Here is a 12,400-nt window from a genome sequence, read left to right as displayed (position 1 = left end):
GTGCCATGGTTGAATTATCAAACACGCCCTAACCCCAAAAATGACCAAACGTCATAAACAGTCCGATGCTTAGTAAAATAAATGCCACAACAATTAAGCGCTTAAACCAGTTAAACGCTGGTAAGCGCGTGGCATTGTCATCAGACATCAGATAAGCAAAAAAGAACAGCAAACTTGCCGCAAGCGTCATGATGCCAAGACCAATTGGTAATATAAAAAGGTAAATTTGCCACACAGTCATTTCTCAACAGTCAGTATTAATCGCATCATAGCAGGATCGCTGTATTTATTTTATAGTGGATCGACGATGTGAGCCACACTTTAAGTCTTTTAAAGGGATTGATTTGTAAAACACGCAGGGTTCAATTAAGACGGCAAAAAAACATAAAATTAAGTTGGGTTTTAAGTGGTAATTCTATATAGTTTAAATAATTTTATAAAAATAGTGAGAACGACATGACCCACTTTAAAAAATTAGCGGTGATCGCAGTATTAACTCCATTATTTGCCGCATGTTCGAACGCGCCTCCCGAAAGTACAGTTAAAGGCCTAATTGAAGCTCAATATGAGCAAGCAAATACGATGGTAAATGATGCGGTAGCGAATGCAGGTAATGACGAGATGGCAAAAGCCATGAGCGGCATGATGGAAGGCATGATGCCAAAACTTGAAAAAGTCGAGAATATAAACTGTGATACCACGGAAGGTAAAAACACCTATATATGTACGGCTGATATCACGCAGGCAATTGCTGGCAATAGCCGAACCAACAAGACAAATTTTAAGGTGTATCAAGTGAATGATGAATGGGTGTTGGGCAATTAAAACTAAGCCATTCTTTTGCATATTATTCACGACAAAAATAGTAAAGCTTTTCACGCATAAACAGTCTTATTTTTATTTTCTCATGTCGTTAAGGATATATATGAATATCGCTTTTATGCCTAAAGGGTCATTTAAATCAGCCACTTTACTATTAATATTACTTTTTTTCATGTCTCCAGCCGTTGCTAAAACCTATCAAATCCAAGATTTTTCTGACGACTACTATGCCGTCATTAAGCCTCACTCAAGTACCGAATCAAACACCGATGAAGACAGCGAAACAAACAGCCTCATAGAGATTATCAATACCAAGACTAAGAAGATTCTTATTAGTCAGCCTGCTGATATCGATATAGAGTATGAACTGGATAACAGTCAAGAACATCAGCTGGGCGAAAAAATAAGCGCCAATATCGTCAGTCTTCCGTATGGCGAAAGCAGCGTCTTGATTTATGATGATTTTAATTTTGATGGTCAAGAAGATTTGGCAGTGAGAGATGGCCGCTATGGCTGTTATGGCGGACCTTCTTATCAAGTGTATTTAAAAAAAGGTGCCAAATTCGTTCATAGCAAGGCGTTTACCGAACTGGCACAAGGCTATTGCGGGTTTTTTGATGTTGATGAAGACAGCCAAACCTTGAGTACTATGACCAAAAGTGGGGCAGCGTGGCATCAATATTCAGAGTATAAAGTGATCAATAATAAGCCCGTTGCCGTTCATATTATTGAGGAAGAAGGCAAGGCAAATGGCTTGTTTGCTATTACTGAAAGCACCAGAGTCAATGGCAAAATGGTGGTCGATCATTATGACATGCTACCGATGTACGATGATTCAGAGACTGATGGCAAATCACCTTTTATCTACACGTTTGATTTAGACAATGGCAAAAAAATGGTGATAGACAGCAGTTATAGCAATGATACTGACGGCGAGCAGCTATTTTATGTATTTGCGGACAAAGGCGGTAGAGTGGAGCTGTTTTACGACGGGCAGTTTGATTATGATGTATCGACGCAGACGCTTCGCTTCACCAATAAACCCGTACGCTATTACATTAATAAGCAAGGCATCACGGTAAAAGTGTCTAATAAGACGGTTTCGTTAAAGTCGCAACCCAAAAGCGTGCAAGGCAGTTTGGACAATCTTGCCAAATTTGAGAATGTAAGTGTTAGATAAGTGATGATGGATCATCTAAAAAATAGCCTGCTATTTAAACCTGCTTAGACAATGGCACGACGTCTATAAAACAACAGTCCAGGAATAGACAAACCCAGCACCAATCCTGAGGTTACAAACAATGCCTCAAAAAAATAGACCATCATTTGACTAAATAACTCGTCCGAATAGCCAAAATAACCGATCTGCACCATACTGACCATCGCCTTATAAGCGGCGATACCGGGCATCATACAGATGACACTGGGCGAAATCAGCGCTTTGGGCGGTAGGGTATATTTTTTAGAAAAATAGACACCCAAAAAGCTGGCAAGCATCGCCCCAAAAAAGCTAGCAACCACGAGATGTACCTGCTGATAGACAAGGGCGGTTTTTAATCCAAAACCAAACGCGGTCATCAGTAAACACGGCAAAATATAGCGTTTGGGGACGGTGAACATCAGCGTCCATCCAAGAGTAATGATGCAAGCGAGGACAACCGTTTCAATGAACCACATCTTAAAACCCCCAGTGCTGTATTTGCAGTAAGACCAGCGCCATCACGATGCCAACGCAGGCGGACAACGTCAGCATATAAGTAAATACCGCGCGGCCAATCCCAATATTGACATAGCCTTTTAAAATATCTGAAAAAGAATTGATCAACGGAAAGCTAGGTATCAGTAGCAGCACGCTAGAGGCAACGGCGATATCTGCGTTGTTGCCAATATCAAAATAATAGGTCGTCGCACCAATAAGCGAGGCAATAAAAGCCGTCACAATGACGGTGATAAAGGGGTTAAAGTGGTGCTTGGACAGATAAATACGTGTGAGCATTGCCACCATACCAGCGATAAAGGTCACGGCAGTAATCGACCAACTGCCGCCATTCAGATAGGCGAACGCCGCACAAGACGCGCCAACAAAAATGCTCACTAGCCACGGTGGATAGACCGCTTTATCTAACTCATCAAACGCCAGTGTGGTGCGTTCAGTCAGTTCGGATTTCAGGTTATCATTGTCTGTAATGGCTTCGGTTCTATTAACGATTTGCTGAATTTGCACCAATAAATTGACATTGATGCTTTGATTGATCGTGTCTCTGGTGGTGGTGATACAGCGTTCATCACAGATGGTGGTCAGTGTAAGCGCATTAAAATTGAGAGAACACTCTACGCTGTTCATTCCCAAGGCAAGCCCTAAGCGTTTGGATAAGTCCACCACAACGGCAGACTCAGCACCATACTGCATAAGGAGCAATCCGCAGCGCACGCACAATCGAGTGATGCGCTGCTGCTGGACGTAACTGATAGAAGTCATGGGTAGGATACGCAACTTGGTCATTGATACGCTATTATAAAGGGTCTGGGTGGTGATGGGGTATGGTTTGGCTAAGGTAATCGCATAACTTGAGATATTTATTTAGGTGAGGTAGATATATGGGGCTAAACTGCGTCTCAAGGCAGCTATTTAGAGTTAAGTATCATGGGCGCTCTTGCTGGGTGCTGCGCTTTTTACTAAATCTATTTGCTATAAATAAGCTATATTTAGTTATACGTTTCTAATATTCCAATTATTCGGGTATTCAATGTTCATTAAAAAACTAAGCAAGTTGATTGCTATGATGGTGATCTTTACGCTCATCACATCTTGTAGCGACTTATTTTCTGAAAATTATATTGGTGATTTGGGTGGTGTTCCCGTTGATCTAACCAAAAACCTCGTACATTTGGTTGAGTATAACGGCGATCCTGCATGGGGTAAAAAACGGGAAGGTCCAAAACCCACACGCAGCTATGACTCAAAAATCAATAGCTTTGGCTTTGATGTGCGTTATACCGATAACACCATACTTGATAAAAGCGATAAGAGCCTTAAACGCGCTTATGATGAAGAAAAAAACTTAGGGAATAGTCCTTGGGTATCGGTCAATGTCACTTCTGGAGACAGGTATCATGGAGCAGGTGGAATCCATCGTATGGGCGATGGAACGATTAGTGCAAGTGACGTAAACCCTGTTTATCGGTATGAACAGCTTGATAACAATCAATATGGATTAGAAGTCTATGCACAGCCAGGTATCGACCCGAAGACCAATAAACCATGGCGTGAAGACAGTGATGCAGAAGATGTGTTTATTCAACGAGATAAAATGGGACAAATCATAACCTATATAAAGTGTAGTAACAGAGACGTGCCAAGCCCGCCTTGTCAACACCTTTTCGATTTAGAACCACAGATGGCATTAGATCTTAGTGTGCAATATTCTCGCCATAAGCTGGCTGATTGGCAACAGATAGAGCAAGTAGTCAGACAACAGGTTTTAAACTTTCGTAAAACGTCATAAGTGTTGCTATCAAACTTAATTTAGGAGTACGGAGAATAAAATGCATATCGCTATCTTAACGCTCACCTTTACTTTACCCGGATGTGGCTCGTTAAAAGAAAAACGCCAACGTATGGGCGGCTTGCATGAGCGCTTCGGTCGTAGTCCAAGCGTGGCAGTGTGTGAAAGCGGCGAGCGTGATCGCCATGACGCCAGCGAGTGGACGTTTGTCGTCGTAGGACTGTCCAAACGTGAGGTCGAGTCACAGTGTCGTGAGATTGAAGAGAAGATAGAGCGTATTGTGGATGCGCGGGTGATGGATGTTGAGAGGGAGTTTGTTTAGGAAGTGGCTTTTATAGAAAACTAACACCTAATCTGCCATTTTAATCACGTCCAAGTTGTGCTCCGTGACCACGATGGTATTACCTTTTATCTATTGGCATTACCTGAGCCTAATAAAAAATAGATTTCCAAAATAATATAAGCAAATATCGATAAATTAAGTTGAGTTTTAAGAGGATTATCTGTATTGTACTGTAACAAAATTTATACATTGAAGTTATGATAAAGAGATCGTAGAAGCTACGAATAGCTTGCCAACCAAGCGATAAGCTAGTGGTCAGTTATTAGGTCTAAGTCTTGATTTCTCTATTCTCAACCGTAGTGGCATTAAAATTTTGTCAGTCAGGTCAACTTTATCACTAGAGAAATATTATGCTAAAAAAAATCGCTTTTTTAACCATGACTTCAGTCCTATTTGCTGGTTGTGCTTCTATTCCTACAGAACAAGCGCAAGTATCTGATGTCTTAAAGCAAGTTCAACCGCCTGCAAACGATAAAGCAGGATTATATATCTATCGCTCTAACAGTGTAGTTGGTGGCACTTTGAAGAAAGATATTTTGATTGATGATGAGTGTGTTGGTGAGACAGCACGCGGAACATTTTTTCACCAAGAAGTGCAAGGAAATATGACGCATAAAGTATCTACTGAGTCTGAATTTTCTCCAAACGATTTGATGGTAAATACGACAGCGGGTCAAAACTACTTTATCAAGCAATATATCAAGCCGGGCGTATTTGTTGGTGGGGCTGGACTTAAATTGGTTTCAGAATCTGAAGGCAAAGATGCAATCTCAGGTCTTAAGCTGGGTGTAAAAGGTAAGTGTAGTGAATAGCAAATAATATGATTTATTTTAGTATAGACTAGAGCCTCATAAAAACCTATTACTGCATTAAAAAAGCATCAGCTTGTTAACTGATGCTTTTTTAATGGTTCATAACAAAAGGGCTTTTTAATTTGACTAACTGTTATTGTTAATCCACTCGATAATATGAGGCAACTGATTTCCCAAATTTTGTTTTAAGTGAGGCGCACTGTTATTTGTCCACGTCTCATCGCACCAATCACAGCTATTGTATAAATTGCCAAGCCAACAAGGGTAGTATGCAACGTTAGCAGGTAAATCTCTCGGAGCGTCCATAAAACCAAAATCAATATTATTAATGACTCTACAGATATCCATAGGAGTAATTTCATCATTTAGATACCTTTCAACTAAGTGAATTAAATATTTAGCTGCTAAGATTTCTGCACTCAATGATTGAGGTGAAAAATCTGGTTCCGTAGCTACAGTTAGTCTGAAAAGAATATCTTCAAAATGATGTTTTGGCGCATAAAAAAGTTCAAATACTTCTTCAGGAATGTTGTCGTGATTTCTAACGAATGTATCAGCCCATTGGATGATTGACTCTATGTCTGTTTTGTCATACCAACATTCTACTAATATTTCTTGACTAGTTTTCATAGTGTTACTCAGAATATGACGCACTAATATAAATCATCCACTATAACGACTCCATTTAAATCTGAAACCAAATCGATACCAAATCGAGGTTCAGCATAGATATCCATAGCTCTATTAAGATACTCAATATAACCAAATACACTTTCCTTGAAGACTAGATTTGTATTCTTATCTTTGTAATAGTAGAACTGACCTTGCGTGCTACAGAGGTCATCTTCCTGCCAATAGGTAAATAATTTTTCACATGTATCTAATAATGTATTCCCAAAGGTTGTTCTACTATAGTTAAGACAAGTATATCTAGGATTAAGATAAATAAATTTCTAAAAGCATAACTCTGCTTTAGATTGTTTTTATGACTCCACCGACACCTTTTTCTGGAAAGTCCTCAGCATTTATCGTAAGTTCATCAAATCTAGAAGGGTCTTTTTCTGTCCATTCATTACAAATGCTAATCACATCGTCTTCATCTAATATAGATATAATAAGATCATTTTCAACGTTTTCATCACTAAACATTACTTCGGTGGCCTCACTATTGCTTAACCCTGATAAGTTGACGAACCCTAGATGCTTTTCCTCTGGAGTCTGTGAGCCAATGTTTACTAACACTTCACCATCAGCATAAGCAAAATGCCTGATTATTTCGCTGTTTTCGACCTGCTTCCATGCTACAAAACCTACAATACGATAACTACCAAATGCATAAAAATTTGCTACTACATTATCTAGTAGATCCAGATGTGACTCTATAGAATGAATGACATAAATCCAGCCGTCGAAAGCTGATGAAATATATATCTGTTTCTCCTTATTGTTTAAATATTTATAGCCAAAGCCGACGCCATCATTCCAAGACATAGGCTGTTGTTCTTGAATATTCATTGCATTAGCAAGATCGAAAATCGTCCAATCTTTAGCAATTAATTCAGACTCAGGAATCATATACCAATTAATCTTATAGCCAAATCCTGACAGTGGTTCACTTTCTATTAAGGGGTTCGGTGATACAGATTCATCAACTTCTATAACAGACTGGTCACTATTGAAAATTTTTTTTAACCATGAAAACATAGTTTTATCTCTATTTTTGAAAGTAGATTGGTTTCGAGATGTGAGACTCAGTAAGATATCTCAACTTTACATTAGATCATACAATGCTCATAGGTATTTTGAGCCTGTAAATTTTCTAAAATAATAAGATTAAAATAGAAGTTTGTTTATTCACTCAATTATACTTAGGTATTAATGTACATATAAAGGACTGTCATGACCATCACCACTATCCAGCTATTTACCTTCATCATTGCTGTATTCATATTTATTATGACGCCGGGTCCTGGTGTATTTGCCACGATTGCCAAAGCCATGACACAAGGCTCCTGGGCGGCGCTGCCCTTAATCATTGGCCTTGCCGCAGGCGATACTATTTATATGGTGTTCTCAGCTTATGGACTGAGCGCGTTAGCAAGTAATTTCAATACATTGTTTACTATAGTCAAGTTTGTAGGTGCGGGTTATTTATTTTACTTGGCGTATAAAATGTGGACGACGGTGCCGCCTGAGATTGTCACCGAAAATGTAGTATTAAAAAATAAGAATGAGGGGTTAAAAAGTGTGATGTCAGGCTTTTTGGTATCCATCAGCAACCCAAAAGTTATTTTATTCTACATAAGCTTATTACCTAGCTTTTTCCCAGTGACTAGCCTGACAGGAATAGATATTACGATTCTATGTCTGGTGATTTTCAGCTGCGCTATTGTTGCCATGATGATGTATGCCTTTATGGCGAGTTACGCGCAAAAACGTCTGAAAAGTCCTAAAGCTCGTCAGAAATTTAACCGAGTAGGGTCTTCATTTATGGGGTTGGCTGGCACATGGCTGATAGCGAAGGGTTAGATTTCTGATATTTGGAAAACTTTGTATCGGCTAAACATAGGCAACGTAATCCAAATAGTGATACCTAAATGAATATTTCATTAGCTAGTCATTTGCCAAAATGGATAAAAGCTGCCAAAAATCGTGAGCAGGTTTTAATGAGGAAAAGCTAAGGTTTATAGTTCTTGAGCTATTTTTATAAAGTCCGATAGGCTTTTCCCTAAAATTGCCATCCCTGCACTGTGTGGATTTTCTAACTTGTAACGATTCTGTGCTGAGCCATTCAAAGCGTAGTCAAACCCCTTAATTGTAACGATACACCAATGACTTTCTCTACATTCAACAATTACTTCATCTGCATAAAAAGGCCAATTTTCATTATATTCCGACCTTAGAATTTTTTTTGATTTATATTCTGGGTTTGTTCTTCTTTGAACTTCGTCAAGCATTGTTCTCTTGTGTACCTTTTGGGGTCTCTCCTTATATCTTGTAGTTTCATGCCTGTAATCCTTCATACCAAAGTCTTTCTCATATAACATTCCATAGTTGAAAAAGCTTGTGCCTGAAAGGCTTGTGGCCTCTTCACCTAAACACTTAAAAATAAACTGTCTTGAAAGGGCGGAGACGTATCTTTCAAAAACTATTATTATGTAGGTTGATATTTTTTGATAGACTTCGTGGTTCAGGTTTAAGTCTGCTAGTTTTTTATAATCCTCTAAATCAAGAATTTTATTCTCAAAATCACTCCACTTTTCTCTTGTATTTATGCCAATTTTTGTATTACCAGTGATTAAATCAAAGTTATAATATCGTGCTAATTTACCAAACTCGGAAAGTATAGCAAGCAGTTCTTTTAAGTCTTTGTTTGTTCTAATAAAGTTGTTATCTAACTCAAATTGATGTCTTTCATAGTCAAAAAAATAATTATCAACTATCTTTTGTAGTAGTTTTTCTAAGTCATGACCCCAAATATGGTTGGCATTTGGGAGATTTTGACATTTATGGAAGTGACCTAAGCAAATATAGGCTTTCATAAACCTTTCAAACCCTTGCGATAAAAGTTGAAAAGGAAGAAAGTAAAAATTATTGCTAGGATTGATATTTTGAAGTTCACCAAAGCCTAGAGCAATTAATTTTTCAGAAGTTTCCAGTTCCTCCAAAAGTGCAAAGTATTTTCTGGTTTCAATTTCTAGCATAAAACTTCTCTCTTAAGTCTATTCATTCTTGGCTTCTATATTCTCTAAAATAACAATAACACGGTTTAGGCAAGTTGCCGATGCTTAGTGTTGAAATGATATTGAAGCAACAAAATCTCTTAAATCTTAGCTACTGTTTTGTCGAGAATGGCTACACAAAAAAGGCCACCCTATAAAGAGTAGCCTTTTACAAACAATGAACCAATTTGTCTTAACTCACGTCTTTTAACCCTTGCTCAAGCATTGGCTTTAAGAACTCACCCGTATACGAGCCTTTGACTTCTGCCACTTCCTCAGGCGTGCCTTCAGCGATGATGAGTCCGCCACCTTTACCGCCTTCAGGGCCAAGATCAATGACCCAATCCGCCGTTTTGATAACGTCAAGATTATGCTCGATGACCACGATGGTATTGCCTTTATCGCGTAGGGCATGCAGGATATGTAGCAGTTTATCGATATCATGGAAATGCAAGCCAGTCGTTGGCTCATCCAAGATATAGAGCGTCTGCCCCGTATCACGTTTGGCAAGCTCACGAGCTAATTTAACACGCTGGGCTTCACCACCTGATAGCGTGGGCGCAGACTGACCCAAGCGAATATAACCAAGACCAACATCCATCAACGCTTGCAAACGACGATAAATCGCTGGAATGGCTGAGAAGAACTCAGTCGCATCTTCAACCGTCATATCGAGTACGTCGGCGATGCTCTTGCCTTTATAGTGAATCTCTAAGGTCTCGCGGTTATAGCGCTTGCCTTCACACGTATCACACGGCACATACATATCAGGCAAGAAATGCATCTCAACTTTAATGAGACCATCACCTTGGCACATCTCACAGCGTCCGCCTTTTACGTTGAAGCTAAAGCGACCGGCTTTATAACCACGGGCACGCGCTTCTTGTGTTTGGGCAAACATTTCACGCACAGGAGTAAACACGCCCGTATACGTCGCTGGGTTTGAGCGCGGCGTACGACCAATCGGGCTTTGATCGATATCGACCATTTTGTCCAAATGCTCAAGTCCACTGATACTATCATGCTTGTCCGCAATCAGCGTTGAAGCGTTATTCAGCTGAGTGGCGGCCAATGGCATAAGCGTACGGTTAATCAAAGTCGACTTACCTGAGCCAGAGACACCTGTAATACAAGTCATGATGCCAATAGGTAAGGTCAAATCAACATCGTGCAGGTTATTGCCAGATGCACCTTTTAGCTCAATCGTCATCGGGACTTGTTTGGGCTTGGCTTTCCCTTTGACTTCCATATCTATCGTTTTGGCTTTATGACGAATGGCTGGAATCTCGATTCTTTTCTTACCAGACATGTATTGTCCAGTGAGTGATTCTTTGTTTGCCATGATGTCATCGACCGTACCCTGAGCGATGATGTGACCACCGTGAACACCTGCGCCAACACCGATATCGATGACGTGATCCGCTTGGCGAATGGCGTCTTCATCGTGCTCCACGACCAATACGGTGTTACCCAAATCACGCAAGCGCGTTAAGGTTTTTAGCAGGCGATCATTGTCACGCTGATGCAGACCAATGGACGGCTCATCGAGCACGTACATCACGCCCATCAGACCCGCGCCAATTTGGCTGGCAAGACGAATACGCTGCGCTTCACCGCCTGATAGGGTTTCGGCAGAGCGGGCAAGCGATAGATAATCAAGACCAACACTGACGAGGAAGTTTAGACGCTCATTGATCTCTTTAAAGATTTTTTCTGCAACTTCGCCTTTATGACCGCCAATCTTTAGCGTTTTATAATAGTCAGCCGCGTCACCGATAGACAGTTTGACGATTTCGGCGATGGTATGATCCTCAACACGGACATTGCGTGAGATTTCATTGAGACGCGCGCCATCACAGACGTTACACGTAGTATCCGCCAAATATTTCGCCAGCTCATCACGTACAAGATTGCTTTGGGTTTTGGCATAACGGCGTTCTAAATAAGGAAGCACGCCTTCAAATGGCACGGTCTTGTTGGTTTTACGACCACGCTCATCGGTAAAGTTAAAAGTCAGCTTCTCTTTGCCAGATCCTTGCATGATGAGTTCTTGCTGCGCTTTTGGCAGGTCTTGCCACGGGCTGTCCATATCAATTTTAAAATGCTGGCAAACTGTCGAGAGCAAACCAAAATAATAAGCATGACGCTTATCCCAACCGTTGATCGCGCCTTGATTGAGCGATTTTTCGTGATGAGTGATGAGTTTTTCGGCAGAGAAATATTGACGTTTACCAAGACCATCACAGCTAGGACACGCACCATATGGATTGTTAAAACTGAACATACGCGGCTCAAGTTCAGAAACCGCACGATCACAAACGGGGCATGAGTGCTTGGCCGACATCACTTGGTTTTCGTCGCCCCCTTCTTTTGGATTGCCATCCATAAAGTGTAGCGTGACTAATCCTTGACCCAAGCGTAGAGCGGTCTCTAAACTTTCAGCGACGCGGTTACCCAAGTCATCACGTACTTTGAAGCGATCGACCACCACTTCGATGGTGTGTTTTTTCTTTTTGTCCAATGTTGGTAACTCGTCGGTATCGTAGACATCGCCATCGACACGTACACGTACGAAACCCTGCCCAATTAATTGCTCAAGCAAGACCGTGTGCTCGCCTTTACGCTCACGAATGACCGGTGCCAAGATCATGATCTTGGTGTCAGCGGGTAATCCCATGACTTGATCGACCATTTCAGTGACTGATTGCGCGACCATGGGTTCGCCATGTTCAGGACAAAAGGGTGTACCGATACGCGCATAAAGCAGGCGCAGATAGTCATAAATCTCGGTAATTGTTCCGACTGTTGAGCGCGGATTATGGTTGGTAGATTTTTGCTCAATAGCAATTGCAGGTGATAGACCTTCGATACTATCGACATCCGGTTTTTCCATCTGCGAGAGGAACTGACGCGCATACGCGGACAAGCTCTCGACATAACGACGTTGTCCTTCGGCATAAAGGGTGTCGAATGCCAGCGAAGATTTACCTGAGCCAGACAAACCGGTAATCACCACAAACTTGTCTCGTGGAATGTCTAGGTCGATGTTTTTTAGATTATGAGTACGTGCGCCGCGTATTGCGATATGGTCATGTGCCATCGGTGATAGGTTTCCTATTTGCTAAAATGGTATTTGAAAAGATGTCTAAAACGTAAAAGGGTCAATGAAGATGAATTCACTGCTTAATCAAAATT

Annotated in this window: 13 protein-coding genes; 6 read left to right on the top strand and 7 right to left on the bottom strand. The window is 40.7% G+C overall.

What is annotated here, in order from left to right; genetic code table 11:
* Window positions 1-28: 28 nt before the first annotated feature.
* Window positions 29-241, bottom strand: coding sequence for a hypothetical protein (locus tag JMY02_RS05450; RefSeq protein ID WP_201596052.1), 213 nt, complete (start codon window positions 239-241; stop codon window positions 29-31).
* A gap of 215 nt (window positions 242-456) precedes the next feature.
* Between JMY02_RS05450 and JMY02_RS05445 the strand changes: the two genes are divergently transcribed.
* Window positions 457-825: a hypothetical protein gene (locus tag JMY02_RS05445; RefSeq protein ID WP_201596050.1), complete on the top strand. Its 369-nt coding sequence runs from the start codon at window positions 457-459 to the stop codon at window positions 823-825.
* Window positions 826-925: 100 nt separating this feature from the next.
* Window positions 926-2,002, top strand: a complete 1,077-nt coding sequence (locus JMY02_RS05440; RefSeq protein ID WP_201596048.1) for an XAC2610-related protein — start codon at window positions 926-928, stop codon at window positions 2,000-2,002.
* Between the two features lie 44 nt (window positions 2,003-2,046).
* On the opposite strand, the gene JMY02_RS05435 is transcribed toward JMY02_RS05440, so the two are convergent.
* Together JMY02_RS05435 and JMY02_RS05430 are read right to left on the bottom strand one after the other, a co-directional pair.
* The gene (locus JMY02_RS05435) at window positions 2,047-2,499 is read right to left on the bottom strand and encodes a threonine/serine exporter family protein (protein WP_201596046.1); all 453 of its coding nucleotides are present in this window, start codon (window positions 2,497-2,499) and stop codon (window positions 2,047-2,049) included.
* 1 nt (window position 2,500) lies between these two features.
* Window positions 2,501-3,301 (bottom strand): threonine/serine exporter family protein, encoded by an 801-nt coding sequence (locus JMY02_RS05430; RefSeq protein WP_201596226.1) that lies wholly within the window; start codon window positions 3,299-3,301, stop codon window positions 2,501-2,503.
* 301 nt (window positions 3,302-3,602) lie between these two features.
* Here JMY02_RS05430 and JMY02_RS05425 point away from each other — a divergent pair, with 301 nt between their 5' ends.
* The 3 genes from JMY02_RS05425 to JMY02_RS05415 all read left to right on the top strand — a co-directional run bounded on the left by JMY02_RS05425 (window position 3,603) and on the right by JMY02_RS05415 (window position 5,483).
* The gene (locus JMY02_RS05425; RefSeq protein WP_201596044.1) at window positions 3,603-4,328 is read left to right on the top strand and encodes a hypothetical protein; all 726 of its coding nucleotides are present in this window, start codon (window positions 3,603-3,605) and stop codon (window positions 4,326-4,328) included.
* 40 nt (window positions 4,329-4,368) lie between these two features.
* Complete coding sequence (locus JMY02_RS05420) at window positions 4,369-4,650, top strand: DUF503 domain-containing protein (protein WP_201596042.1); 282 nt, start codon at window positions 4,369-4,371, stop codon at window positions 4,648-4,650.
* A 371-nt stretch (window positions 4,651-5,021) separates the two neighbouring features.
* Window positions 5,022-5,483: a DUF2846 domain-containing protein gene (locus JMY02_RS05415; RefSeq protein WP_201596040.1), complete on the top strand. Its 462-nt coding sequence runs from the start codon at window positions 5,022-5,024 to the stop codon at window positions 5,481-5,483.
* A gap of 126 nt (window positions 5,484-5,609) precedes the next feature.
* On the opposite strand, the gene JMY02_RS05410 is transcribed toward JMY02_RS05415, so the two are convergent.
* Window positions 5,610-6,113: a hypothetical protein gene (locus JMY02_RS05410; RefSeq protein WP_227678424.1), complete on the bottom strand. Its 504-nt coding sequence runs from the start codon at window positions 6,111-6,113 to the stop codon at window positions 5,610-5,612.
* Window positions 6,114-6,455: 342 nt separating this feature from the next.
* Window positions 6,456-7,187, bottom strand: coding sequence for a hypothetical protein (locus JMY02_RS05405; protein WP_201596038.1), 732 nt, complete (start codon window positions 7,185-7,187; stop codon window positions 6,456-6,458).
* Window positions 7,188-7,382: 195 nt separating this feature from the next.
* Here JMY02_RS05405 and JMY02_RS05400 point away from each other — a divergent pair, with 195 nt between their 5' ends.
* Entirely contained in the window at window positions 7,383-8,012 is a 630-nt protein-coding gene (locus JMY02_RS05400; RefSeq protein ID WP_201596036.1) for a LysE family translocator, read from the top strand.
* Window positions 8,013-8,167: 155 nt separating this feature from the next.
* Here JMY02_RS05400 and JMY02_RS05395 read toward each other — a convergent pair whose 3' ends face one another.
* Together JMY02_RS05395 and uvrA are read right to left on the bottom strand one after the other, a co-directional pair.
* Complete coding sequence (locus tag JMY02_RS05395) at window positions 8,168-9,187, bottom strand: hypothetical protein (protein WP_201596034.1); 1,020 nt, start codon at window positions 9,185-9,187, stop codon at window positions 8,168-8,170.
* 211 nt (window positions 9,188-9,398) lie between these two features.
* A complete protein-coding gene (gene uvrA / locus JMY02_RS05390) occupies window positions 9,399-12,305 on the bottom strand; it encodes an excinuclease ABC subunit UvrA (RefSeq protein ID WP_201596032.1) in 2,907 nt (968 codons plus the stop codon).
* Window positions 12,306-12,400: the final 95 nt, after the last annotated feature.

Origin of the sequence: Psychrobacter vallis, assembly GCF_904846715.1 — a bacterium.
GTDB classification, from domain to species: Bacteria; Pseudomonadota; Gammaproteobacteria; order Pseudomonadales; family Moraxellaceae; genus Psychrobacter; species Psychrobacter vallis.
Note: the sequence above shows the minus strand (reverse complement) of the source record. Positions and strands in the feature narration are given on the sequence as shown.

What these genes read in the sequence shown, in the direction of transcription:
- JMY02_RS05450 (WP_201596052.1), bottom strand. Translation starts at nt 241, where the DNA reads ATGACTGTGTGGCAAATTTACCTTTTTATATTACCAATTGGTCTTGGC.
- JMY02_RS05420 (WP_201596042.1), top strand. Translation starts at nt 4,369, where the DNA reads ATGCATATCGCTATCTTAACGCTCACCTTTACTTTACCCGGATGTGGC.
- JMY02_RS05425 (WP_201596044.1), top strand. Translation starts at nt 3,603, where the DNA reads ATGATGGTGATCTTTACGCTCATCACATCTTGTAGCGACTTATTTTCT.
- JMY02_RS05445 (WP_201596050.1), top strand. Translation starts at nt 457, where the DNA reads ATGACCCACTTTAAAAAATTAGCGGTGATCGCAGTATTAACTCCATTA.
- JMY02_RS05435 (WP_201596046.1), bottom strand. Translation starts at nt 2,499, where the DNA reads ATGTGGTTCATTGAAACGGTTGTCCTCGCTTGCATCATTACTCTTGGA.
- JMY02_RS05430 (WP_201596226.1), bottom strand. Translation starts at nt 3,301, where the DNA reads ATGACTTCTATCAGTTACGTCCAGCAGCAGCGCATCACTCGATTGTGC.
- JMY02_RS05405 (WP_201596038.1), bottom strand. Translation starts at nt 7,187, where the DNA reads ATGTTTTCATGGTTAAAAAAAATTTTCAATAGTGACCAGTCTGTTATA.
- JMY02_RS05400 (WP_201596036.1), top strand. Translation starts at nt 7,383, where the DNA reads ATGACCATCACCACTATCCAGCTATTTACCTTCATCATTGCTGTATTC.
- JMY02_RS05440 (WP_201596048.1), top strand. Translation starts at nt 926, where the DNA reads ATGAATATCGCTTTTATGCCTAAAGGGTCATTTAAATCAGCCACTTTA.
- JMY02_RS05395 (WP_201596034.1), bottom strand. Translation starts at nt 9,187, where the DNA reads ATGCTAGAAATTGAAACCAGAAAATACTTTGCACTTTTGGAGGAACTG.
- JMY02_RS05415 (WP_201596040.1), top strand. Translation starts at nt 5,022, where the DNA reads ATGCTAAAAAAAATCGCTTTTTTAACCATGACTTCAGTCCTATTTGCT.
- JMY02_RS05410 (WP_227678424.1), bottom strand. Translation starts at nt 6,113, where the DNA reads ATGAAAACTAGTCAAGAAATATTAGTAGAATGTTGGTATGACAAAACA.
- uvrA (WP_201596032.1), bottom strand. Translation starts at nt 12,305, where the DNA reads ATGGCACATGACCATATCGCAATACGCGGCGCACGTACTCATAATCTA.